At 66.9% G+C, this 23,020-nt stretch carries 21 protein-coding genes; 19 read left to right on the top strand and 2 right to left on the bottom strand.

Annotated features, from left to right (window positions below; genetic code table 11):
- Positions 1-133: 133 nt before the first annotated feature.
- The 9 genes from rpsA to IEV67_RS15160 all read left to right on the top strand — a co-directional run bounded on the left by rpsA (position 134) and on the right by IEV67_RS15160 (position 10,204).
- The gene (gene rpsA, locus IEV67_RS15200) at positions 134-1,588 is read left to right on the top strand and encodes a 30S ribosomal protein S1 (protein ID WP_188437416.1); all 1,455 of its coding nucleotides are present in this window, start codon (positions 134-136) and stop codon (positions 1,586-1,588) included.
- A gap of 130 nt (positions 1,589-1,718) precedes the next feature.
- A complete protein-coding gene (locus IEV67_RS15195; protein WP_188437415.1) occupies positions 1,719-2,573 on the top strand; it encodes an ABC transporter ATP-binding protein in 855 nt (284 codons plus the stop codon).
- Positions 2,570-3,610, top strand: coding sequence for an aliphatic sulfonate ABC transporter substrate-binding protein (locus IEV67_RS15190; RefSeq protein WP_188437414.1), 1,041 nt, complete (start codon positions 2,570-2,572; stop codon positions 3,608-3,610). The genes IEV67_RS15195 and IEV67_RS15190 overlap by 4 nt, the downstream gene beginning before the upstream one ends.
- On the top strand, positions 3,607-4,467 hold the full coding sequence (locus tag IEV67_RS15185; RefSeq protein ID WP_188437413.1) for an ABC transporter permease: 861 nt from the start codon (positions 3,607-3,609) through the stop codon (positions 4,465-4,467). Before IEV67_RS15190 ends, IEV67_RS15185 begins: the two co-directional genes overlap by 4 nt.
- Positions 4,468-4,469: 2 nt before the next feature.
- A complete protein-coding gene (gene acs / locus IEV67_RS15180; RefSeq protein ID WP_229703177.1) occupies positions 4,470-6,455 on the top strand; it encodes an acetate--CoA ligase in 1,986 nt (661 codons plus the stop codon).
- 11 nt (positions 6,456-6,466) lie between these two features.
- Entirely contained in the window at positions 6,467-7,771 is a 1,305-nt protein-coding gene (locus IEV67_RS15175; protein WP_188437411.1) for an O-acetylhomoserine aminocarboxypropyltransferase/cysteine synthase family protein, read from the top strand.
- Positions 7,768-8,349, top strand: coding sequence for a CoA-binding protein (locus tag IEV67_RS15170; RefSeq protein ID WP_188437410.1), 582 nt, complete (start codon positions 7,768-7,770; stop codon positions 8,347-8,349). The genes IEV67_RS15175 and IEV67_RS15170 overlap by 4 nt, the downstream gene beginning before the upstream one ends.
- Positions 8,350-8,381: 32 nt before the next feature.
- Entirely contained in the window at positions 8,382-8,981 is a 600-nt protein-coding gene (gene coaE / locus IEV67_RS15165; protein ID WP_188437409.1) for a dephospho-CoA kinase, read from the top strand.
- Positions 8,978-10,204, top strand: a complete 1,227-nt coding sequence (locus IEV67_RS15160) for an MFS transporter (RefSeq protein WP_188437408.1) — start codon at positions 8,978-8,980, stop codon at positions 10,202-10,204. The genes coaE and IEV67_RS15160 overlap by 4 nt, the downstream gene beginning before the upstream one ends.
- On the opposite strand, the gene IEV67_RS15155 is transcribed toward IEV67_RS15160, so the two are convergent.
- Positions 10,155-10,787 carry a DUF4126 domain-containing protein gene (locus IEV67_RS15155; RefSeq protein WP_188437407.1) on the bottom strand — a complete coding sequence of 211 codons (633 nt, stop codon included), beginning with the start codon at positions 10,785-10,787 and terminating at the stop codon, positions 10,155-10,157. The two genes, IEV67_RS15160 and IEV67_RS15155, sit on opposite strands and share 50 nt — an antisense overlap.
- Before the next feature lie 89 nt (positions 10,788-10,876).
- Here IEV67_RS15155 and uvrB point away from each other — a divergent pair, with 89 nt between their 5' ends.
- Together uvrB and IEV67_RS15145 are read left to right on the top strand one after the other, a co-directional pair.
- Positions 10,877-12,952, top strand: a complete 2,076-nt coding sequence (uvrB, locus tag IEV67_RS15150) for an excinuclease ABC subunit UvrB (protein WP_188437406.1) — start codon at positions 10,877-10,879, stop codon at positions 12,950-12,952.
- A gap of 5 nt (positions 12,953-12,957) precedes the next feature.
- Positions 12,958-13,296 (top strand): TfoX/Sxy family protein, encoded by a 339-nt coding sequence (locus IEV67_RS15145; protein WP_229703175.1) that lies wholly within the window; start codon positions 12,958-12,960, stop codon positions 13,294-13,296.
- A 36-nt stretch (positions 13,297-13,332) separates the two neighbouring features.
- Here the strand turns inward: IEV67_RS15145 and IEV67_RS15140 are convergent, their stop codons facing one another.
- The gene (locus IEV67_RS15140; protein ID WP_188437405.1) at positions 13,333-13,575 is read right to left on the bottom strand and encodes a hypothetical protein; all 243 of its coding nucleotides are present in this window, start codon (positions 13,573-13,575) and stop codon (positions 13,333-13,335) included.
- 45 nt (positions 13,576-13,620) lie between these two features.
- On the opposite strand from IEV67_RS15140, the gene IEV67_RS15135 reads away from it, so the two are divergent.
- The 8 genes from IEV67_RS15135 (at position 13,621) to uvrC (ending at position 22,991) form a co-directional block, all read left to right on the top strand.
- Positions 13,621-14,076 carry a MarR family winged helix-turn-helix transcriptional regulator gene (locus IEV67_RS15135; protein ID WP_188437404.1) on the top strand — a complete coding sequence of 152 codons (456 nt, stop codon included), beginning with the start codon at positions 13,621-13,623 and terminating at the stop codon, positions 14,074-14,076.
- Between the two features lie 47 nt (positions 14,077-14,123).
- A complete protein-coding gene (locus IEV67_RS15130) occupies positions 14,124-14,813 on the top strand; it encodes a DUF4129 domain-containing protein (protein WP_188437403.1) in 690 nt (229 codons plus the stop codon).
- Entirely contained in the window at positions 14,810-15,334 is a 525-nt protein-coding gene (locus IEV67_RS15125; protein WP_188437402.1) for a hypothetical protein, read from the top strand. Before IEV67_RS15130 ends, IEV67_RS15125 begins: the two co-directional genes overlap by 4 nt.
- The gene (locus IEV67_RS15120) at positions 15,331-16,308 is read left to right on the top strand and encodes an AAA family ATPase (RefSeq protein ID WP_188437401.1); all 978 of its coding nucleotides are present in this window, start codon (positions 15,331-15,333) and stop codon (positions 16,306-16,308) included. Before IEV67_RS15125 ends, IEV67_RS15120 begins: the two co-directional genes overlap by 4 nt.
- On the top strand, positions 16,305-17,567 hold the full coding sequence (locus IEV67_RS15115; protein ID WP_188437400.1) for a DUF58 domain-containing protein: 1,263 nt from the start codon (positions 16,305-16,307) through the stop codon (positions 17,565-17,567). The genes IEV67_RS15120 and IEV67_RS15115 overlap by 4 nt, the downstream gene beginning before the upstream one ends.
- The gene (locus tag IEV67_RS15110; RefSeq protein WP_188437399.1) at positions 17,564-18,097 is read left to right on the top strand and encodes a hypothetical protein; all 534 of its coding nucleotides are present in this window, start codon (positions 17,564-17,566) and stop codon (positions 18,095-18,097) included. The genes IEV67_RS15115 and IEV67_RS15110 overlap by 4 nt, the downstream gene beginning before the upstream one ends.
- A gap of 101 nt (positions 18,098-18,198) precedes the next feature.
- Positions 18,199-21,087 (top strand): excinuclease ABC subunit UvrA, encoded by a 2,889-nt coding sequence (uvrA, locus tag IEV67_RS15105; RefSeq protein WP_188437398.1) that lies wholly within the window; start codon positions 18,199-18,201, stop codon positions 21,085-21,087.
- Positions 21,087-22,991 (top strand): excinuclease ABC subunit UvrC, encoded by a 1,905-nt coding sequence (gene uvrC / locus IEV67_RS15100; protein WP_188437397.1) that lies wholly within the window; start codon positions 21,087-21,089, stop codon positions 22,989-22,991. Before uvrA ends, uvrC begins: the two co-directional genes overlap by 1 nt.
- Positions 22,992-23,020 lie beyond the last annotated feature (29 nt).

The raw sequence follows: 23,020 nt of genomic DNA, 5'->3' as shown, positions 1-23,020 counted from the left end.
TGAAGTGTCACTCGTGGCGTGCACTCGCATGCCCGGGGGATTGAAAATCCAAATCCATTCGCTTTCAGGCGATCACTCATGCGTGCATGAGCGTCTGTGGCCCGAGTACCCACCCACAAGGACAACCCACTACATGACTACCGCAACGACCGCCCCGGCCACCAAGCAGGTCGCCATCAACGACATCGGATCTGCTGAGGACTTCCTGGCCGCGGTCGAGAAGACTCTGAAGTTCTTCAACGACGGCGACATCATCGAAGGAACGATCGTCAAGATCGACCGCGATGAGGTTCTGCTCGACGTCGGATACAAGACCGAGGGTGTCATCCCCTCCCGCGAACTCTCCATCAAGCACGACGTCGACCCCAACGAGGTCGTCAAGGTCGGCGATGAGGTCGAGGCTCTTGTTCTCCAGAAGGAGGACAAGGAAGGCCGTCTGATCCTGTCCAAGAAGCGCGCGCAGTACGAGCGTGCGTGGGGCGACGTCGAGAAGATCAAGGAAGACGACGGCGTCGTCACCGGTACGGTCATCGAGGTCGTCAAGGGTGGACTCATCGTCGACATCGGCCTCCGTGGCTTCCTGCCGGCATCGCTCATCGAGCTGCGTCGCGTCCGCGACCTGACCCCGTACCTGGGCCAGGAGATCGAGGCGAAGATCCTCGAGCTCGACAAGAACCGCAACAACGTCGTCCTGAGCCGCCGCGCGCTGCTCGAGCAGACGCAGTCCGAGTCGCGCTCGAACTTCCTCAACAACCTGCACAAGGGCCAGGTCCGCAAGGGTCAGGTCTCCTCGATCGTCAACTTCGGTGCGTTCGTCGACCTGGGCGGCGTTGACGGCCTCGTGCACGTCTCCGAACTGTCGTGGAAGCACATCGAGCACGCATCCGAGGTCGTCGAGGTCGGCCAGGAGGTCACCGTCGAGATCCTCGAGGTGGACCTGGAGCGCGAGCGCGTCTCCCTGTCGCTCAAGGCGACGCAGGAGGACCCGTGGCAGGTCTTCGCCCGCACCCACGCGATCGGCCAGATCGCACCGGGCAAGGTCACCAAGCTCGTTCCGTTCGGTGCGTTCGTTCGCGTCGCAGACGGCATCGAGGGCCTCGTGCACATCTCGGAGCTCTCCAGCAAGCACGTCGAGCTGGCTGAGCAGGTCGTGTCCGTCGGCGAAGAGGTCTTCGTCAAGGTCATCGACATCGACCTCGAGCGTCGTCGCATCTCGCTGTCGCTCAAGCAGGCCAACGAGTCGGTCGACCCCAACGGCACCGAGTTCGACCCGGCACTGTACGGCATGCTCGCCGAGTACGACGAGAACGGCGAGTACAAGTACCCGGAGGGCTTCGACCCCGAGACCGGTGCATGGAAGGAAGGCTTCGACACCGCTCGCGAGGCATGGGAGCAGGAGTACGCTGCAGCCCAGACCCGCTGGGAGGCTCACAAGGTCGCGGTTGCCAAGGCAGCCGAGGCAGAAGCCGCTGCAGGCGACGACTTCGCTGCAGCACAGACCTTCACGAGCGACTCCGGTGCCGGAACGCTTGCTGACGACGAGGCTCTCGCGGCTCTGCGCGAGAAGCTCTCTGGCGGCAACGCGTAAGCACGCTTTTCAGGAACGGGCCGTCACCTTCGGGTGGCGGCCCGTTTCGCGTATACCGCCGAATGCTGTTACGTGACGGAAGATTACGCTCGCTTTCGTAACATGGGTGCACCTCCGGGACGATAGGAGTATGACCTCCGCACTCCTTGCCCCGCGCAGCGCCAACGCGCCGGTCGCGCTGGGTGCGGCGAACGCCGTCCGTCTCGAGAACATCGAGCGCTCGTTCCCGATGCCGGACGGCCGTCGTGAAGTTCTGCGCGGTGTCGACGTCGAACTGGCGGCCGGCGAGATCGTCGCAGTGGTCGGTCCGTCCGGCTGCGGCAAGTCGACGCTTCTCCGCCTGGTCGGAGGGCTGGACACGCCGACGAGTGGAGGCATCAGCCTCGACGGCACCGGCGTCACCGACACCGATGAGCGCACTGCCATCGCGTTCCAGGAACCCCGGCTGCTCCCGTGGCGCACGCTCGCGCAGAACGTCGAGCTCGGCCTGCCTCGCGGCACTCGCCGCCGCGACGGGCGCGAGCGCGTGCGCGAACTGCTGCACCTGGTCGGTCTCGACCACGCCGCCGACCAGCATCCCCGTGAGGTGTCCGGAGGGATGGCGCAGCGCGCCTCACTCGCCAGAGCCCTGGCGCGAAACCCCGGCGTGCTCCTGCTCGACGAGCCGTTCGGCGCCCTCGATGCGCTCACGAGGCTCCGGATGCAGGACCTTCTGCTCGACATCCAGGTAGCCGAGCCCACCACCATCCTCCTCGTCACCCATGACGTCGAGGAGGCCCTCTACCTCGCCGACCGTGTGCTGCTGCTGCGCTCGCTCGTCGGCGAATCCGGCACGGGCGCGACATCCGTCGCGCGCACCATCACCGTGCCAGGCGTACGCCCGCGTGACCGCGCCGATCGCGGCCTCGCGGACCTTCGCGCCGACCTTCTCGAAGGACTCGGCGTCGACACCCACCACCGCATTTCCACCGAGGAGACCCGATGAGCACCATCACCCGCCGAATCGTCCCTGCGATCGCCATCGCCGGGACGATGATGCTCGTCGCCACTGGCTGCGTCGCCGGAGAGAATGCCGGAGCATCCGAGTCCGACGACGCCGCCGCAACCGGCGAGTGGTCCTCGGACACGCTCACGGTCGACTTCGCGACCTACAACCCGCTCAGCCTCGTCATCAAGGACCAGGGCATCCTCGAAGACATCGTCGGTGACGATGTCGACGTCGAATGGGTGCAGTCCGCCGGCTCGAACAAGGCCAACGAGCTGCTGCGCTCGGGATCGGTCGATGTCGGATCGACGGCCGGATCAGCGGCGCTGCTCGCCCGCGCCAACGGCTCGCCCATCCAGGTCATCGACATCTACTCCCAGCCCGAGTGGTCGGCCATCGTCGTCGGCCCGGACAGCGGCATCACGTCGCTCGAAGACCTCGCCGGCACCTCGATCGCCGCCACCAAGGGCACCGACCCGTACTTCTTCCTGCTGCAGGCGCTCGAAGAGGGTGGACTGTCGCTCGACGACGTCGAGGTGCAGAACCTGCAGCACGCCGATGGGCGCGCGGCCCTCGACGGCGGCTCCGTGGACGCCTGGGCAGGGCTCGACCCGATCATGGCAGCAGCCGAGGTGGAATCGGGCGATCAGCTCATCTACCGCAACGTCGACTTCAACACCTACGGCTTCCTCAACGCCACCGAGGACTTCATCAACAACCACGCCGACCTCGCACAGGCCGTCGTCGATGCCTACGAGCAGGCACGCGTCTGGGCTCTCGAGAACCCGGAAGAGACAGCCGAGCTGCTCGCCGAGGTCGCGGGCATCGACATCGAGGTCGCGACGACCGTGATCGAAGAGCGCTCCAACCTCGACGTGAACGGCATCCCGGGCGACGCGCAGCTCGAGGTTCTCGAGAAGATCGCTCCCGTGCTCGTCGACTCCGGTGACGTGCAGGGCGGCCAGGAGTCGGTCGACAAGGCGCTCGAGACGATCATCAACGCCACGTTCGCCGAGAAGGCGGCCAAGGGCGAATGACGGACTTCGCTGACGCTGCGGCGCTCGAGGGTGCCAAACGCGCTCTTGAGCTTCCCGGCGCGTCCGCGGGCCGACGAGCGGATGCCGGTACGCGAGGCATCTGGGATCGCACCGGTGTCCGTGTCGCGGCAGGTCTGATCCTGCCCGTCATCATCCTCGTCGCGTGGCAGGTCGTCACCACGAGCGGTCTGGTGCCGCCGTACCGCCTGCCCACGCCGGCATCCGTGTTCACCGCGGGAGTCGAGCTGGCCGAGGCCGGCCAGCTGTGGACGCACATCGCGATCTCGGTGCAGCGCGTGCTGCTGGGCTTCGCGATCGGATCCGTGATCGGCCTCGCCTTCGCCGGCTTCGTCGGTCTGTCTCGCCTCGGTGATGTGCTTCTCAGCCCGACGCTCGCCGCACTCCGCGCCGTGCCGTCGCTCGCCTGGGTGCCGCTGCTCATCCTCTGGCTGCAGATCGGCGAGGAATCCAAGGTCACGCTGATCGCGATCGGTGCCTTCTTCCCCGTGTACACGACAGTCGCCTCGGCGCTGCGTCACGTCGACCCGCAGCTGGTCGAAGCGGGGCGCTCGTTCAGCCTGCGCGGCTGGTCGCTGTTCCGCACCGTGCAGCTCCCGGCCGTCGTGCCCTCGGTCGTCTCTGGTCTGCGGCTCGCACTCGCTCAGGCATGGCTGTTCCTCGTCGCCGCCGAGCTCATCGCCTCGTCGATGGGGCTCGGGTTCCTGCTCACCGACTCGCAGAACAGCGGCCGTGTCGACCGCATCCTGCTGTCGATCGTGCTGCTCGCGCTGCTCGGAACGATCACGAACGGGATTCTCGCGCTTGTCGAGAAGTACCTGCTCAAGAAGTGGGCCTGAGAGTGACGGAAGCACGACTGCTGGAGACGCGCGAGTACGCACCTCCGGCCGCATTCACCGCGCAGGCGAACGTCACGGCAGAGATCTATGCCGAGGCGGATGCCGATCCCACTGCTTTCTGGGAGCAGGCGGCCCGGCGACTCGACTGGGTCGAGCCGTGGCACACCGCTCATGAATGGGAGCCGCCCACAGACGGGGCGATCCCCGCGGCACGCTGGTTCGTCGGTGGAAAGCTCAACGTCGCGTACAACTGCGTCGACCGTCACGTCGAAGCCGGGCGGGGCGACAAAGTCGCGCTGCATTTCGAGGGCGAGCCCGGCGACCGCACCACGGTGACGTACGCGGATCTGCAGCGGCGCGTCTCTCAGGCTGCCAACGCCCTGACTTCGCTCGGCATCGAGCCGGGCGACCGCGTCGTGATCTACCTCCCTGTGCTCGTCGAGACGATCGTCATCACGCTCGCCTGCGCGCGCATAGGCGCCGTGCACTCGCTCGTGTTCGGTGGATTCTCCGCAGAGGCCGTGCGCTTCCGGCTGGAGGACACCGGTGCGAAGCTGCTCGTCACCAGTGACGGCCAGTTCCGCAGGGGAGCGGCGACCGAGGTCAAGTCGAGCGCGGATGCCGCGGCCGCCGGCCTGCCCGACCTCGAGCACGTGCTCGTGCTGCGCCGCACCGGGCAGGATGTGCCATGGGCCGAAGGGCGCGACGTCTGGTGGCACGATGTCGTCGACACCGCCTCCGACGAGCATGAGGCGCAGCCGTTCGACGCCGAGCATCCGCTCTTCATCATCTACACGTCGGGCACCACGGGTAAGCCGAAGGGCTTGGTCCACACCTCCGGCGGCTACCTGACACACACGAGCTGGGCGCACTGGGCGCACTTCGATGCCAAGCCGGACGACGTGCACTGGTGCACGGCAGACCTGGCCTGGGTCACCGCGCACACCTACGAGATCTACGGGCCTCTCTCGAACGGGCTCACGCAGGTCATCTACGAGGGCACGCCAGACACCCCGAACAAAGAACGGCATCTCGAGATCATCGAACGCTACGGCGTCACGGTCTACTACACGGCGCCCACTCTGATCCGCACGTTCATGACATGGTTCGGCTCGGATCTCCCCGCCGGGCATGATCTCTCGAGCCTGCGCCTGCTCGGCACGGTGGGTGAGGCGATCAATCCGGAGGCGTGGATCTGGTTCCGTCGCAACTTCGGCCGCGATGAGTTGCCGATCGTCGACACCTGGTGGCAGTCCGAGACGGGCGCCGCGATGATCGTGCCGCTCCCCGGCGTGACGACGCTCAAGCCCGGATCCGCAACAGTGCCGCTGCCGGGCATCGACGCCACCGTCGTCGACGAGAACGGCGACGAGGTCGCACCAGGGCGTTCAGGAACGCTGGTCGTGCGCCGTCCGTGGCCCGGCATGGCACGCACGGTCTGGGGCAACCCGCAGCGCTACCGCGACTCGTACTGGGCGACCTTCGCCGGCCACGGCGACCTCGGGGGCTATTACGTCGCCGGCGATGGCGCGACGAAGGACGCCGACGGCCACATCTGGCTCCTCGGACGCCTCGACGACGTCGTGAACGTCTCCGGCCATCGGCTCTCCACGATCGAGATCGAATCCGCCCTCGTCGCGCACGAGAGCGTGGGAGAGGCCGGCACCGCCGGAGTGTCCGATCCGGTCACTGGCCAGGCGGTGGTCGCGTTCGTGACGCCGTCCGGTGCGGCAGAGGTGACGGCATCCGCTCTTCGCGATCAGGTCGCGCAGGCGATCGGGCCGGTCGCCAAGCCGAAGCACATCATCGTCGTTCCCGACTTGCCCAAGACGCGCTCGGGCAAGATCATGCGCCGGCTGCTCGCGCAGCTGTGGGAGGCTGAACAGGATCGACGCGCCGGCCGGGAGCCGAAGGCGCTCGGAGACACGACATCACTGCAGAACCCGTGGGCCGTCGACGGCATCGCCGACGTGCTGGCCGCGACCTAACCGAGGACATCATGACGGAAGAGCACCGCTTCGGGTTCCGCACCCGCGCACTCCACGCGGGCGGCACGCCCGACGCATCCACCGGCGCACGCGCCGTGCCGATCTACCAGACGACATCGTTCGTCTTCGATGACGCGACGGATGCGGGCAACCTCTTCGCGCTGCAGAAGTACGGCAACATCTACTCGCGCATCGGCAACCCCACGGTCGCCGCGCTCGAAGAGCGGCTCGCATCGCTCGAAGGCGGAATCGGCGCCGTCGCCACGGCATCAGGCATGAGCGCCGAGTTCATCACGTTCGCCGCCCTCGTCGGCGCCGGTGACCATGTCGTCGCCTCCGCGCAGCTCTATGGCGGAACCGTCACCCAGCTGGATGTGACGCTGCGCCGATTCGGGGTCGAGACGACCTTCGTTCCGTCGAGCGACCCCGCCGACTTCGCCGCCGCGATCCGTCCCGAGACAAAGGTCGTCTACGTCGAGATGATCGGGAATCCCTCCGGGGAGATCGCCGACATCGAGGGTCTCGCGGCTGTCGCGCACGAGGCAGGCGTTCCGCTCGTCGTCGACGCGACGCTCGCCACGCCGTATCTCGCACGGCCGCTCGAGCACGGCGCCGATATCGTGATCCATTCGGTCACGAAATTCCTCGGCGGGCACGGCACGACCCTCGGCGGCATCGTGATCGAGAAGGGGACGTTCGACTGGGGAAATGGCAAGTTCCCGCAGATGACCGAGCCCGTCGAGTCGTACGGCGGCATCAAATGGTGGGACAACTTCGGTGAGTACGGATTCCTCACCAAGCTTCGCTCTGAGCAGTTGCGCGACATCGGCCCCGCACTGAGCCCGCAATCGGCGTTCAACCTCTTGCAGGGCGTCGAGACGCTTCCGCAGCGCATCGACGCGCATCTCGCGAACGCGCGCATCGTCGCGGAGTGGCTGGATGCTGACCCTCGGGTGTCGTACGTCACGTGGGCGGGGCTGGAAGCGCATCCGCACCGTGAGCGAGCAGCGAAGTACCTTCCGCTCGGGCCCGGATCGGTGTTCGCCTTCGGCGTCGCCGCTGACGACGGGCGCGCGGCGGGGGAGGCTGTCATCGAGAACCTGCAGCTCGCGTCGCATCTGGCGAACATCGGAGATGCGCGCACGCTCGTCATCCATCCGGCATCCACGACCCACCGTCAACTGTTGGCGCCGCAGCTCGACGCCGCCGGTGTGCGCCCCGACCTGATCCGCATCTCGGTCGGCCTGGAGGATGCGGACGACATCATCTGGGATCTCGATCAGGCTCTCACCGCAGCGACAGGAGCGACCCGATGAGTACTTCGATCCCCGCGGACTCCTGCGCCCTTCCGGCGCCGACGGATGCTGTCGCGTGCGCGCTGCCAGGAGCGACAGATGCCGCCACATCGGGACGTACCTGGGTCGGCCCTAACCAGCAGGAGCGCTTCGCACTTCTGCGCCGATCGAAGTCGATCGCCATCGTCGGGGCATCCAACAACCCCGCGCGCGCCTCGTATTTCGTGACGACGTACCTGCTGTCCAGTTCGCCGTACGACGTGTATCTCGTCAACCCGCGGGAGACCGAGATCCTCGGTCAGCCGGTGTACGCGTCGCTCGCCGATCTGCCGGTCGTGCCGGACGTCGTGGACGTGTTCCGCAAGCACGACGATCTTCCCGGCGTCGCGCAGGAGGCCATCGATGTGGGCGCGAAAGCGCTGTGGCTGCAGTTGGGATCGTGGAACGAGGAGGCGGCTGCCCTCGCGGAATCCGCGGGCCTCTCGGTGGTCATGGATCGCTGCATCAAGATCGAGCACGCGAGATTCCATGGCGGGCTGCATCTCGCGGGCTTCGACACCGGAGTGATCAGCTCCAAGCGACAGGTGCTTGCACGCTGAGCCGTGGGCTGCTCGAACCATAGACTGGCGGCATGCCTCTCATCGCGCTGACCGGGGGAATCGCCTCGGGAAAGTCCACGATCGCCCGTCGACTCGGAGCGCACGGGGCAGTGGTCGTGGACGCGGATCAGATCGTGCGCGATGTGCAGGCGCCGGGGACGCCGGTGCTCAGTGAGATCGCCGCGGCGTTCGGGGACGAGTTGATCGACCAGGCCGGTGCGCTGGACCGTGCGGCTCTCGGCGCCCGGGTGTTCTCGGACCCTGACGCGCTTGCGCGGCTGAACGGCATCGTGCACCCTGCCGTGCGACGGGAGTCGCAGCGCCGGTTCGAAGCGGCATTCGCGGACGACCCGCACGCCGTGGTCGTGTACGACGTGCCGCTGCTCGTCGAGGCCCGCGTCGACGATCCCTGGGACACCATCCTCGTCGCGCATGCACCGGCAGAGGAGCGGCTGCGCCGCCTGATCGAGCTGCGCGGAATGCAGCCGCAGGAGGCGCAGAACCGGATCGACGCCCAGGTTTCGGATGAGAAGCGGCTCGCGATCGCCGATGTCGTGATCGACACCGGCGGGTCGCTGGAGCAGACCGAGCAGCAGGTGGACGCGCTGTGGCGGCGTCTGACGGAAGAGTGAGCGCGGACGACTTCTTCGCGGGTCACATTCCCCGGACCCGGTCGTATCGACGGCTGATCGCAGGACTCTTCTTCGCCGGCGTCGCGACGTTCGCGCAGCTGTACTCCCTGCAGGCGGTGCTGCCGCAGGTCGCGGTGGACCTCGAGGTGCCGGCGTCGACGGCTGCGTTGACGGTCTCCGCCGCGACACTCGGGATCGCGGTCGCCGTGATCCCATGGTCTCTGGTCGCCGATCGGATCGGAAGGATCCCCGCGATGGCGATCGGCATCATCGCTGCTACCGCCTTCGGGCTCGCGGCGCCGCTGAGTACAGAGATCGCCGTGCTGCTTGTGCTGCGTCTCGGTGAGGGACTCGCTCTCGGGGCTGTACCTGCCGTGGCGCTCGCGTACCTCAGTGAGGAGGTGCACGCGCGGCACGTCGCAGCCGCTGCCGGCAGTTACACGGCAGGGACGACCGTCGGCGGTCTCACGGGGCGCCTGGTCGCCGGCCCGATCGGGGAGGCGTTCGACTGGCGCATCGGAGTCTGGAGCGTCACGCTGCTGTGCACGGCCGCTGCCGTGCTCTTCCTCTGGCTCGTACCTCGCGCGCGGAGATTCGTGCCAGGGCGGATGCGAGCGGATGCGGGACCGGGCAAGCTCGCACGACTCATCCGCGCCCTGCGTTCACCGCGTCTGCTTGCGCTGTACGCGCAGGGCTTCCTGCTCATGGGCGCGTTCGTCGCGGTATACAACTACCTCGGCTTCCATCTCATCGCGCCGCCGTTCCTGCTGCCGGTCTGGTTGGTGACGCTACTGTTCCTCGCATATCTGGCCGGAACGGTGTCATCGCCGTGGGCGGGGTCTCTGGCTGTGAGGCATGGACGTCGCATCGTGTTGCTCGGCGCGATCGGGCTCTTCGTCGTCGGGGCTGCCCTGATGTACGTGCCGTCGCCGATCGTCATCCTCATCGGTCTCGTCGTCTTCACAGGCGGCTTCTTCGGAGCGCACGCGATCGCATCGAGTTGGGCGCCCGTCCTCGCCGATGCGGACAGTCGTGCGCAGGCGCCGTCGCTGTACTATTTCGCGTACTACGCCGGTTCGAGCCTGTTCGGATGGGCGCTGGGCGTCGTCTTCGGCAGCGCCGGCTGGGGGTGGTTCCTCGGTGCCGTGATCTTCATGGGGGTGGTCGCCGCAGTCATCGCGGCGGTGGCGCTGCATCCGACCCGTTCGCCACATCGCCGCTGACCGCTTCCCGCCTGCGACGACGCCGTCGGAAGTACAGCACGACCGCGACGATGAGGCCGATCAACAACAGGGCGGCGAGCACGGGAACGATGATCGCGAGCGCGGCGAGCAGGAACGACGCTCCGTCCTCGGCTGTGCTCAGCACCGGAGCGGCCAGGCCGCCGGTGACTGTGTTCGCCGTCAGGCGCGTGGTGGCCTTGACGACGTGCACGATCAGGGCGATCACGATGCCCGTGACGATCGGCACCCACGTGTTCTCCGAGAAGAACGACGACGGGTCGTCGACGGCGACCGTCTCGGAGCTCGCTCCCGCACCGAACACGATGCCGCCTGATGCCGGGCGCAGCACGCTCTGGACGACGTCGTTGATCGAATCGAGTGCGGGGATCTTGTCTGCGACGATCTCGAGGACCAGCAGGACGCCGAGGATCCACAGGGCGATGTCGCTGGAGATCCACGACCAGCCGGAGGGAAGATTCACCGCAGGGAGGAAGCGGTCGGCGAGGCCAAGCAGGAAGAGCGGCATCCAGGCGTTGAGCCCGGCCGATGCCGCGAGGCTGGAGCCGATCAGGAACTCGATCACGGCCCCACTATAGGTTGTGCCTTCGACGTCACCGCTCTGCGTGTGCGGCCGGCGACCCCGATGTCTGAGGCTCCGCATACGCTTGAGGGATGCAACCCACGCGCAGCGTCCGTCCCTTCGAGGTGATCAGCGAGTACGAGCCGGCTGGTGACCAGCCGCAGGCGATCGCCGCGCTCGCGTCGCGCATCAACGCCGGCGAGACCGACGTCGTGCTGCTCGGCGCGACGGGTACCGGAAAGTCGGCGACGACGGCCTGGTTGGTCGAGCAGGTGCAGCGGCCGACGCTGGTGCTCGCTCACAACAAGACCCTCGCCGCGCAGCTGGCGAACGAGTTCAGAGAGCTCATGCCGAACAACGCGGTGGAGTACTTCGTCTCGTACTACGACTACTACCAGCCAGAGGCCTACGTGCCGCAGACCGACACCTTCATCGAGAAGGACTCCTCGGTCAACGCCGAGGTCGAACGGCTGCGCCACTCCACGACCAATTCGCTGCTGTCGCGACGCGACGTGATCGTGGTGTCGACCGTTTCGTGCATCTACGGCCTCGGCGCGCCGGAGGAGTATCTGCGCGCGATGGTCGCGCTGCAGGTGGGGGAGCGTTACGACCGCGATGCGCTGATCCGCCAGTTCATCGCCATGCAGTACAACCGCAACGACGTCGACTTCTCCCGCGGCAACTTCCGCGTCCGAGGCGACACCATCGAGATCATCCCGGTCTACGAGGAGCACGCGATCCGCATCGAGTTGTTCGGCGATGAGATCGAAGCGCTCTACACGCTGCATCCGCTCACCGGCGACGTCATCGAGAAGCTCGACGCGGTGCCGATCTTCCCCGCATCGCACTATGTCGCGGGCACCGATGTCGTCCAGCGCGCGATCGGCACGATCGAGCACGAACTCGAGGAGCGGCTGAAGGAGTTCGAGCGCCAGGGCAAGCTGCTCGAGGCGCAGCGGCTGCGCATGCGCACCACGTTCGACCTCGAGATGCTGCAGCAGCTCGGGTTCTGCTCCGGCATCGAGAACTACTCCCGCCATATGGACGGCCGCGCTCCTGGCGAGCCGCCGCACACGCTGCTCGACTTCTTCCCCGACGACTTCCTGATGGTGATCGACGAGTCGCACGTCACTGTGCCGCAGATCGGTGCCATGTACGAGGGCGATGCGTCTCGCAAGCGCACCCTGGTCGATCATGGGTTCCGCCTGCCCAGCGCGATGGACAACCGCCCGCTGCGATTCGACGAGTTCAAGAACCGCATCGGTCAGACCGTGTATCTCTCGGCCACCCCTGGCAAGTACGAGATGGGCATCGCCGACGGCGTGGTCGAGCAGATCATCCGCCCGACCGGACTGGTCGACCCCGAGATCATCGTCAAGCCGTCCAAGGGCCAGATCGATGACCTGCTGGAAGAGATCCGCGTGCGTGCCGGCCGCGATGAGCGCGTGCTCGTCACGACCCTGACGAAGAAGATGGCAGAAGAGCTCACCGACTTCCTCGGGGAGCACGGCGTTCGGGTGCGATACCTGCACTCCGACGTCGACACGCTTCGAAGGGTCGAGCTGCTCAGCGAACTGCGCTCCGGCGTCTACGACGTGCTGGTCGGCATCAACCTGCTGCGCGAGGGCCTCGACCTTCCGGAGGTTTCGCTGGTCGCGATCCTGGATGCCGACAAGGAGGGCTTCCTGCGTTCGGGCACGTCCCTCATCCAGACCATCGGTCGTGCCGCTCGAAACGTCTCCGGCCAGGTGCACATGTACGCCGACAGGATGACCGACTCGATGGCGAAGGCGATCGATGAGACCGATCGTCGTCGTGAGAAGCAGGTCGCGTACAACAAGGAACGCGGCATCGACCCGCAACCACTGCGCAAGAGGATCGCCGACATCACCGACGTGCTCGCGCGTGAGGCGTCCGACACCGAAGACATGCTGCGCAGCAAGAACAGGACGAAGTCCGGTCGCGGCAAGAGCCCGACGCCGCAGTTGCGCCGCGAGGGCATCGCGGCCGAGGGCGCCGAGCAGTTGGAGGACATGATCAAGGATCTGTCCGATCAGATGCTCGCCGCGGCGGCAGAACTGAAGTTCGAGCTCGCCGGTCGGCTTCGCGATGAGGTGCAGGATCTCAAGAAGGAGCTGCGCGCCATGGAGCGCGCAGGGCACGCGTAGGGGTGGTGACGTCGAGCATGGATGCTGCCGCCACTGAACTCGCCGATCGGGTCAGAGCACTGCTGATGTCTGAGCCCGGGCTCGAAGAGAAGCGGATGTTCGGCACGCGCGCGTTCCTGCTGCACGGCCGTATCCTCGTCGGCACGCGCAAAGAGGGTGTGCTCCTCGTGCGTGTCACAGAAGAGAAGGGCGCTGCGCTGCTGACCGAGCCGGGCGTCTCGATTGCGGTGATGGGTGCGAAGACGATGGGGCCGAGCTGGTTGGACGTGGCCCCGACCGCGATCGAGAACGATGACGCGCTGATGTCATGGATCGACGCTGCACGGGAGAGCGCAGGCGCATAGCGTCCCACGGACGCGTCTGCGCAGAGGGGACGCCTGTCAGGGGCAGTGCATGAGCGGTTTCGGACCGGAACGGTCGATCTCATGCTCGGTCATCGGTCGGCCGCACAGCGGACATGCCCGCTCGGCCCGCTGGGAGGCAGTCGGTGGAGGAGTGGCTTCGTAAGGTCCGACCGCGGCGGGACCTGCGAGTCGGATCAGGTTCGTGTTGAACCAGCGATACAGCCCGCCGGCCTCGCGGATGCGGGTGCGGAGCGGAACTCGGTCTGAACTGTTCGCCATGTTCCTTAGTGTACTAATGATTAGTCCATATGTATAGTTGGAGCTGTGACCGATTCGGACGACCTCCTCAAGCTCGAGAATCAGCTCTGCTTCGCCCTGGTGACCGCGGCGCGTAACGTCGTGGCGATCTACCGCCCGATCCTCGAGCCGCTCGGGCTCACGCATCCGCAGTATCTCGTCATGCTCGCGCTCTGGGAGAGATCGCCTCGCGCGCTCAACGATCTCGCCGCAGACCTCGCAATGGAGCCGGCGACCGCGTCACCGTTGGTCAAGCGCCTCGAGAAGGAAGGGCTGATCGCGCGAGAGCGCAGCAGCGTAGACGAGCGCCGTCTCGACATCCGGCTGACGCAGGCCGGTCTCGAACTGCGGCAGCGGGCGCTCGACGTTCCGCGCCAGGTGATGGCGGCCGTGCACATGGACATCGCGCAGGTGACGTCGTTGCGCGACGGGTTGTCCCCATTCGCGGGTCGCACTTCGATGGAGGGCGTGAGCACGCTCTAGTGTGAAGGCATGAACTCCGCGGCGCCGATTCTGATTCGGTGCGCCGGATGAGGAGACTCGCAGCTGTCGTCGTCGTCGGACTGTTCCTCATCGTCATGGTCGCCACGGCGGTTCAGGGCACTCCGTCAATCGATCTCGCGCCGTCTGAACCGCGCGACGGCGTGACGGCCCCGCCGGTCGTCCAGGAATCCTCGATGCCGACCATGACGCCGATCCCGGAGAATCCGGCCTCCGACATCGTCGGGGCGATCATCGGCTTCGTGTTCCTCGCACTCGCCGTCGTCGCAGTGATCCTCGTCCTGCTGATCGTCCTGCGGGCGTTGGCGCGGGCATGGCGAGATCGTCCGCTGCGCACCCAGGAGGGGGCGGAGACGACCTTCGATCTGCAGGAGCAGGTCGCCGACGCCGAGCCGGACGTCGAGGCGCCGGTGATTCACCGCGGCATCCAAGGCGCGCTGCGCACGCTCGATGAGCGTCCCGTCCCCACCGACGCGATCATCGCGGCGTGGATCGGGCTCGAGGAGAGCGCGACGGATGCCGGGATCATCCGCGGAGCGAGTGAAACGCCGTCGGAGTTCGCGTTGCGCATCATCACGCGGCGGTCGGGGATATCGAAGGCTGCGGGGGAGCTGCTTCGCCTCTACGAACGCGTGCGATTCGGCGGATACACCGCCGAGGAGAGCGATCGCACGTCCGCGCGGACCGCGCTGCAGCAGATCGAGGAGGGATGGCGATGACCCGCGCGCGCGTCATCATCTCGCTCGTCGTCGCCGCTTGCGCGATGCTCGCCTTCAGTCTGCTCGGCGTCGAACTCGCCTTCGCGATCGCATGGGCTGTGCTCGTCGGCATCCTGGTGCTGTGCACCCAGCTGGTCATGCCGGATGATCCCCGTGCGGACGCCCCGGAGATCGCACCCGAATCGGATCGTCGGGGTACGGAGATCTCCCGAATGGCGTGGTCGCTGAATCCGAGCACGGGCATGGCGGGCGAGCTCATCACGCGCCGGGTGCGTGCGATCCTCGCACACCGGCTGCAGCGCCACGGACTCGACGTGACAGATCCCGCAGACATGGGCCGGATCGATGCGCTCGCGGGCTCAGGCGTCTGGGCGCGCCTGGTGGGACGTGGCACCACACGCAGCGACCTCGAGCGTGCCCTGGACGCCATCGACAGGCTTGCGCCGACCAGCCCTTCGCCGAACCCGACCAGCCCTTCGCCGAACCCGACCAGCCCTTCGCCGAACAAGGAGAAGCCATGACCACGCAGGAGACAGACGCGACCTCGATAGCCGAGACGGGAGCGCGGATCCTCGCCGCGGTTCGCACGGCCGTGGTGGGAATGGACGATCCCGTCGAGATCGCGCTCGCGACGATCCTCGCCGGCGGTCACGTGCTCTTCGAGGATGTGCCTGGCCTCGGGAAGACCCTCGCCGCGCGCAGCCTCGCTTCCGCCCTGGGGCTGGACTTCCGTCGCCTGCAGTGCACGCCGGACATGCTGCCGGGAGACGTGACCGGATCATATGTGTACGCGCCCGACTCGGGAGAATTCGTGTTCCGTCCCGGCCCGATCTTCACCGGGCTGCTCCTCGCCGACGAGATCAACCGCACCACTCCGAAGACCCAGTCGGCGATGCTCGAGGCGATGGCGGAGCGGCAGGTCACGGTCGAGGGCAACAGCTTCCCGCTCGCCGCACCCTTCCACGTCATCGCCACCTCCAATCCCATCGAGTACGAGGGCACCTACGCACTGCCGGAGGCGCAACTCGATCGCTTCATGGTGCGACTCTCGGTGGGATATCCGGAGGCCGCGGGCGAGGCGCAGATCCTCCTCAACCGTGTGCTGCGCAGGCAGGAGGCGACACACGTCGCCCCGGTTCTGGATGCTGCGCGTCTCGTCGAGGTGCAGCAGGCCGTCGAGGCGATCCACGTCGATGCCGACATCGTCAGGTACTGCGTCGAGATCACGCGCGCGACTCGCAACGCCCAGCACGTCGCAGTCGGAGCCTCCCCGCGCGGTTCGCTCGCCCTCATGCTGCTCGGACGCGCCCTGGCCGCGCTCGATGGTCGGGAGTTCGTACGCCCCGACGACATCAAGCGGATCGCGGTGCCCGTGCTCGCGCACCGCCTGACCTTGACGCCGCAGGCGTGGGCGCAGGGCGTCGACTCCGCGCTGGTGGTCTCCGGCGTCGTCAGTCAGGTGCCGGTGCCGCCAACGGTGGGTGCCGCGGCGTGACGGTCGACCCAGCGGGGCGTCGTGCGGGTCCTGGCCTGGTCCTCGGCTTCGTCGGTGCTGTCGCGCTCGCGGCCCTCGGTCTGATCGGCTCGCGACCGGACATCGTCGCGATGGGACTTCCGTTGGCGATACTCACCGCCGCGACGATGTTTCGCCGCCCGAACGACGACGCGGTGGCCATCGAACTGACACCGGTCCCTGCTGCAGAGGAGGGTACCGTCCACACGACGGTCGCGGTCACCGGCGATGCCGAGGCGGCGGAACTCGTGATCGTGCAGTCCGGGCGGCGGACGCGCCGGCTGCTCGTTCCGGTGAACGGCGCTGAGATCGTATCGATCAGCCGCACGCTGCATTCCGGTCCGGTGACTGCGGTGAAGGCGTCCGCCCGGGGAGTCTCCGCTGACGCGACCCTCCTCGGCAGGGCCGCACCTCCGGTCCAGGTGGTGCGTAACATCGCCGCGATCGGCCAGCCTCTGCCCCAGCTGCCGCTGTCACCACGTCTCGCCGGCTTGCACGGCAATCACGAGGGGCGACGACAGGGGCAGGGCGGCGACTTCCGCGACATCCACCAGTTCGTCCCAGGCGACGAGCTGCGGCGCGTGGACTGGCGGGCCACCGCACGCATGGCGCGTCGCCCTGGTGACCTGCTCGTGCGGCGCACGAACACCTTGAGCGACGCCTCCGTGGTCGTCGCCATGGACACCGCGGACGAGCTCGGAGCCGTCGTGGCGACGTGGGGGAGCGGTGATCTGGAGCGCAGCGGTGTGACCTCACTCGATCTCGCCCGTCAGGCTGCCCGTTCGATCGCGGCGGCCGCGGTCGACGCCGGTGACCGGATCGCGCTGCATGTCCTCGTGCACGGCGGACGCTCCATCCGCAGCGGGGCAGGAGCCCGCCATCTCGCGCGGATCGATGCCGCGATCGCAGCCACCGGACAGGCTGGTGAGGATGTGCGCTTCCGACGCACGCCTCCGGTCCCGCACGGATCCGTCATCTTCGTACTGTCCACGTTCTTCGACGGCGCAGCATCCGACATCGCCCTGACATGGCGGGCATCGGGACACCGCGTGATCGCCGTCGACATCCTCCCCGAACTCGATCGCACGCGATTGAGCACGGAGCAGCAGGTGGCGCTGCGCACAGTGCTCGCCGAGCGGGAGGATGTGCTGCACGACCTCCGCGGCGCGGGGGTCGACACGGTCGCCTGGCGGGACGATGCCGCCGCCGTCATGCGAGAGACGGCGAGGTCCAGACGATGAAGTCACTCCTGCGGAGGAACGACTGGATCCGCACCGGTGCGGCCGTTCCCGCGGTGATCCTGCGACTCGGACTCGTCGCGGTCGTCGCGGTCGCCGCGGCGCTGCTGATCCCGGTGCTCGGGTGGCAGATCGCCGCCGTCGCAGCAGTCGTGCTCGGAGTCGTCCTGCCGCAGACGTTCGGCGGATGGATGGCCATCGCATGTCTGGCCGTCGGGATGGTGATGCACGAACCGAGCATCTGGCGTGCGCTGGTCGCCGTGCTCGTCGTGCACATCATCCACGTCGTCTCCTCGCTCATGCTCGTCATACCGTGGCGCGGCCGCGTCGTGCTCGCAGCTCTCCGGCCGACGCTTCGACGTCTGCTGCTGGTCCAGCTCGTCGCGCAGCCGCTCACCCTGCTCGTGATGCTGATCTTCCTGTCCGGCAGAACCTCATCCGGCGGCATCACCGTCGAAGGCGCGGCGATCGCGGGCGCCGTCGCGCTCGCCGCACTCGCGGTGCTGTTCCTGATGCGGGTGAAACGCGTGTGAGATGCGACCCGAGCCCGAGCGGACTCGAGCGAGGCGCGGCGGAATCCGTTCCTGAGCATCGATACAGAGCCGATGTCCGTGGCCCCTCGTAGACTTGTCCGGTGCCCATTGTCCCCGTTGCCACCCCCAGCAAACTCAGTGTTCGCGGTGCCCGCGTACACAATCTCAAGAACGTCGACATCGACATCCCTCGCGACTCGATGGTCGTGTTCACCGGCCTGTCCGGGTCGGGGAAGTCGAGCCTCGCGTTCGACACGATCTTCGCCGAAGGCCAGCGTCGCTACGTCGAGTCGCTGAGTGCGTACGCGCGGCAGTTCCTCGGTCAGGTGGATCGTCCTGACGTCGACTTCATCGAGGGACTGAGCCCCGCGGTCTCGATCGACCAGAAGTCGACCAACCGCAATCCGCGCTCGACCGTCGGCACGATCACCGAGATCTACGACTACATGCGTCTGCTGTGGGCACGCATCGGCATTCCGCACTGCCCAGAGTGCGGTGAGAAGATCCAGCGGCAGACCGTGCAGCAGATCGCCGATCAGCTCATGGAGCTGCCGGAGCGCACCCGGTATCAGATCGTTGCTCCGATCGTCTCGCAGAAGAAGGGCGAATTCGTCGATCTGTTCCGCGAACTCGGCGCCAAGGGGTACTCGCGCGCCATCGTCGACGGAGACCTCATCCAGCTGGCAGAGCCGCCGACGCTCAAGAAGAGCTACAAGCACGACATCGCGGTCGTGGTCGACCGGCTCGTCGCATCCGACGACATCCTCAGTCGTGTCACCGACTCGGTCGAGACGGCCCTCGGCCTCGCCGGCGGCGTCGTGCAGGTCAATTTCGTGGACGAAGACGGCGACGACGCATGGCAGTCGTACTCCGAGAGGCTGGCGTGCCCCAACGGGCACGCGATCACGCTGACCGAGATCGAACCCCGCACGTTCTCGTTCAACGCGCCGTTCGGCGCATGCCCGACGTGCTCGGGCCTCGGCACGCGCATGTCGGTCGACGTCGACCTGATGCTCGACGACGAGGAGCTCTCGATCCGCGAGGGCGCCATCATCCCGTGGACCACGCAGGGCAAGGGACTCTTCCAGTACTACGAGCGACTGCTCGAGGGCCTCGCTCGCGACCTCAAGTTCGACCTCGACACCCCGTGGAAGGACCTGCGCGTCGACGTGCAGGACGCCATCCTGCGCGGCGACAACTACAAGGTCACGGTCAAATGGAAGAACCGCTACGGCCGTGAGATGCGCTACGCCTCTGGCTTCGAGGGCGTGGTGCCCTACATCGAGCGCCAGTACGCTCAGGCCGAGAGCGACAATCAGCGCGCCCGCTGGGCCGAGTACCTGCGTGAGATCCCGTGCCCGACGTGCGACGGCAACCGCCTCAAGCCCGAGGTGCTCGCGGTCAAGGTGCACGGGCACTCGATCGCCGAGGTCTCCCACCTGAGTCTCGCCGACGCCCGTGGCTTCATGGAGACGCTGACGCTCACCGAGCGCGAGGCGAAGATCGCGGCGCAGGTGCTGCGTGAGATCCGCCTGCGACTCGACTTCCTGCTGCAGGTGGGTTTGAACTACCTGAACCTCAGCCGCTCGGCCGGCTCGCTCTCCGGCGGTGAGGCGCAGCGTATTCGGCTCGCGACTCAGATCGGATCGGGGCTCACCGGCGTGCTCTACGTGCTCGACGAGCCGTCGATCGGTCTGCACCAGCGCGACAACCGGCGCCTCATCGAGACGCTGCAGACGTTGCGCGACCTCGGTAACACGTTGATCGTCGTCGAGCACGATGAGGAGACGATCGAGGCCGCCGACTGGGTCGTCGACATCGGACCAGGTGCCGGTGTCAACGGTGGTTCCGTCGTGCACTCCGGCCCGTACTCGGCGCTGCTCACGGAGACCGAGTCGATGACCGCCGACTATCTCACGGGCCGCCGTGAGATCCCGATGCCGAAGAAGCGCCGCAAGATCGACAAGAAGCGGATGTTGAGCGTGGTCGGCGCGAAGGCGAACAACCTGCGCAACGTCACGGCGGAGTTCCCGCTCGGCGTGCTCACCGCCGTCACCGGCGTGAGCGGCTCTGGCAAGTCGTCGCTGGTCAACGACATCCTCTACCGGGTGCTCGCATCCAAGCTCAACGGCGCACGCACACTCGCGGGAAAGCACACCCGCGTCACCGGGCTCGACAACCTCGACAAGGTGGTGCACGTCGACCAGGCGCCGATCGGCCGCACTCCACGCTCGAACCCGGCGACCTATACCGGCGTGTTCGACCGCATCCGCACGCTGTTCAGTGAGACCCCTGAGGCGAAGGTGCGCGGTTACCAGCCCGGCCGATTCAGCTTCAACGTCAAGGGCGGCCGTTGCGACGCATGCTCCGGCGACGGCACGATCAAGATCGAGATGAACTTCCTGCCCGACGTGTACGTCGACTGCGAGGTCTGCCACGGCAAGCGGTACAACCGCGACACGCTCGCGGTGCACTACAAGGGCAAGAACATCGCCGAGGTGCTCGAGATGCCGATCGTCGAGGCCGCCGAGTTCTTCGAGCCGATCCAGGCGATCCACCGGTACATGAAGACGCTGGTCGATGTCGGCCTCGGCTACGTGCGACTCGGCCAGTCTGCCACGACGCTCTCCGGTGGCGAGGCGCAGCGCGTCAAGCTCGCGACAGAACTCCAGCGCCGCAGCAACGGTCGCAGCATCTACGTGCTCGACGAGCCGACCACTGGTCTGCACTTCGAAGATGTTCGCAAGCTTCTGGAAGTGCTCAACGGTCTCGTCGACAAGGGCAACACCGTGATCGTGATCGAGCACAACCTCGACGTCATCAAGTCGGCGGACTGGGTGATCGACCTCGGACCTGAGGGCGGCTCCGGCGGCGGGGAGATCCTCGCAACCGGCACGCCCGAGCAGATCGCGCGCGTGGAGGAGAGCCACACCGGCATGTTCCTCGGTGAGATCCTCGGCGCAGGACGCGGGGCGCGGAAGGCCAGTTGATGGCCGACGTCCTTCCGTACAAGCCCTCGCAGGGCGAGATCCCGACAGATCCCGGTGTGTATCGCTTCCGGGATGCCGAGGGGCGCGTGCTGTACGTCGGCAAGGCGAAGAACCTGCGCCAGCGGCTCTCGAACTACTTCGCGCCGCTGCGCACCCTTCACGAGCGCACCAGGCGGATGGTCACGACCGCGTCGTCCGTGGAGTGGACCGTCGTCCCGACCGACGTCGATTCGCTGCAGCTGGAGTACATGTGGATCAAGGAATACGATCCGCCGTTCAACGTGCGCTACAAGGACGACAAGTCGTACCCGTTCATGGCTGTGACGCTGGGTGATGAGGCGCCGCGCGTGATCGTCACTCGGAATCACAAGATCCCCCGAGCGCGGTACTTCGGCCCGTATCCGAAGGTGTGGGCGGTGCACGAGACCATCGATCTGATGATCAAGGCCTTCCCGATCCGCACCTGCAGCGATGCGAGCTACAAGCGTGCGATGGCGACGGGGCGGCCGTGCTTCCCCGGCCAGATCGGCAAGTGCGGCGGGCCGTGCTCGATGAAGGTGACGATCGAAGAGCATCGCGCGATGGTCGACGATTTCATCGCGTTCATGGCCGGCGGCGACGAGCGCTTCACGAAGGAGCTCACGAAGCGGATGCTGTCAGCATCCGCCGCTATGGACTACGAGGCGGCCGCGAAATACCGTGACCAGCTCGCATCGATCGAGGCCGTGCTGGGCAAGAGCTCGCTGGTGCTTCCATCCGACGAGGATGCCGACCTGTTCGGCATCGCCGAAGACGAGCTGGCGGCGACTGTGCAGCATTTCGTGATCCGCGGAGGCCGCGTGCGCGGCGTGCGCGCCACGACGATCGAGAAGGAGATCGACATCTCCGGAGCCGACCTCGTCGAGCAGGTGCTGCAGCGCACCTATGGTGACGGCGTGGATGTGCCCCGCCGCATCCTGGTGCCCTCGCTGCCCGACGACGCCGCGGAGCTCGAGTTGTGGCTGCGTGAGAGGCGTGGACGCAAGGTCGAGATCGCCGTCGCCCAGCGTGGTCAGCGCGCTGAGCTCATGCGAAACGCGACCCTCAATGCGACGCAGGCCCTCATCCGTCACAAGACGCGTCGCACGAGCGACTACGTCGCCCGCACGCAGGCCCTCACCGATCTGCAGGATGCACTCGGCCTCGAGACGGCACCGCTGCGCATCGAGTGCTTCGACATCTCGCATCTCGGCGGCACGAATGTCGTCGCCTCCATGGTCGTGTTCGAAGACGGGCTGCCGCGCAAGGACCAATACCGCTCCTTCAACATCGCTGAGACCACCGACGACACGGATTCGATGTACCAGGTACTCATGCGGCGCCTGGCCTACCTTGACCGGCCGGAAGAGGACCCGGTTGTGGACCTTCTCCCTGACTCGCTCTCCGACAGCGAGGAGGTCGTGGCCCCCGCCCGCAAGAAACCGCGCTTCTCGTATCCGCCTCAGCTGCTGCTGGTCGATGGCGGCAAGCCTCAGGTCGAGGCGGCGGCGCGTGCCCTTCGCGATGCCGGGCACACCGAGATCGGTCTGTGCGGTATCGCCAAGCGGCTGGAAGAGGTGTGGCTGCCTGGCGAGGACTTCCCGGTCATCCTGCCCCGCACCAGCGAGGCGCTCTACCTTTTGCAGCGCCTGCGCGACGAGGCGCACCGATTCGCGATCATTCATCAGCGCAAGCGTCGCAAGCGCGGCATCACGACGGTGCTGGAAGAGGTGCCGGGGCTCGGTGCGTCGCGCATCAAAGTCCTGCTGAAGCACTTCGGATCGGTGACGGCGCTGCGCGAAGCGAGCTTTGAGGAGATCCTGCAGGTGCAAGGCATCGGTCCGGCCCTCGCCCAGAGCATCCACACGCACCTCGCGACTCGATAGGCTGGTCTTCACAGCGAAAGCTGATCTTC

The organism is Microbacterium murale, from assembly GCF_014635185.1.
In the GTDB taxonomy this organism is placed as follows: Bacteria; Actinomycetota; Actinomycetes; order Actinomycetales; family Microbacteriaceae; genus Microbacterium; species Microbacterium murale.
Note: the sequence above shows the minus strand (reverse complement) of the source record. Positions and strands in the feature narration are given on the sequence as shown.

What these genes read in the sequence shown, in the direction of transcription:
- rpsA (WP_188437416.1), top strand. Translation starts at nt 134, where the DNA reads ATGACTACCGCAACGACCGCCCCGGCCACCAAGCAGGTCGCCATCAAC.
- IEV67_RS15195 (WP_188437415.1), top strand. Translation starts at nt 1,719, where the DNA reads ATGACCTCCGCACTCCTTGCCCCGCGCAGCGCCAACGCGCCGGTCGCG.
- IEV67_RS15190 (WP_188437414.1), top strand. Translation starts at nt 2,570, where the DNA reads ATGAGCACCATCACCCGCCGAATCGTCCCTGCGATCGCCATCGCCGGG.
- IEV67_RS15185 (WP_188437413.1), top strand. Translation starts at nt 3,607, where the DNA reads ATGACGGACTTCGCTGACGCTGCGGCGCTCGAGGGTGCCAAACGCGCT.
- IEV67_RS15175 (WP_188437411.1), top strand. Translation starts at nt 6,467, where the DNA reads ATGACGGAAGAGCACCGCTTCGGGTTCCGCACCCGCGCACTCCACGCG.
- IEV67_RS15170 (WP_188437410.1), top strand. Translation starts at nt 7,768, where the DNA reads ATGAGTACTTCGATCCCCGCGGACTCCTGCGCCCTTCCGGCGCCGACG.
- coaE (WP_188437409.1), top strand. Translation starts at nt 8,382, where the DNA reads ATGCCTCTCATCGCGCTGACCGGGGGAATCGCCTCGGGAAAGTCCACG.
- uvrB (WP_188437406.1), top strand. Translation starts at nt 10,877, where the DNA reads ATGCAACCCACGCGCAGCGTCCGTCCCTTCGAGGTGATCAGCGAGTAC.
- IEV67_RS15140 (WP_188437405.1), bottom strand. Translation starts at nt 13,575, where the DNA reads ATGGCGAACAGTTCAGACCGAGTTCCGCTCCGCACCCGCATCCGCGAG.
- IEV67_RS15130 (WP_188437403.1), top strand. Translation starts at nt 14,124, where the DNA reads ATGAGGAGACTCGCAGCTGTCGTCGTCGTCGGACTGTTCCTCATCGTC.
- IEV67_RS15125 (WP_188437402.1), top strand. Translation starts at nt 14,810, where the DNA reads ATGACCCGCGCGCGCGTCATCATCTCGCTCGTCGTCGCCGCTTGCGCG.
- IEV67_RS15120 (WP_188437401.1), top strand. Translation starts at nt 15,331, where the DNA reads ATGACCACGCAGGAGACAGACGCGACCTCGATAGCCGAGACGGGAGCG.
- IEV67_RS15110 (WP_188437399.1), top strand. Translation starts at nt 17,564, where the DNA reads ATGAAGTCACTCCTGCGGAGGAACGACTGGATCCGCACCGGTGCGGCC.
- uvrC (WP_188437397.1), top strand. Translation starts at nt 21,087, where the DNA reads ATGGCCGACGTCCTTCCGTACAAGCCCTCGCAGGGCGAGATCCCGACA.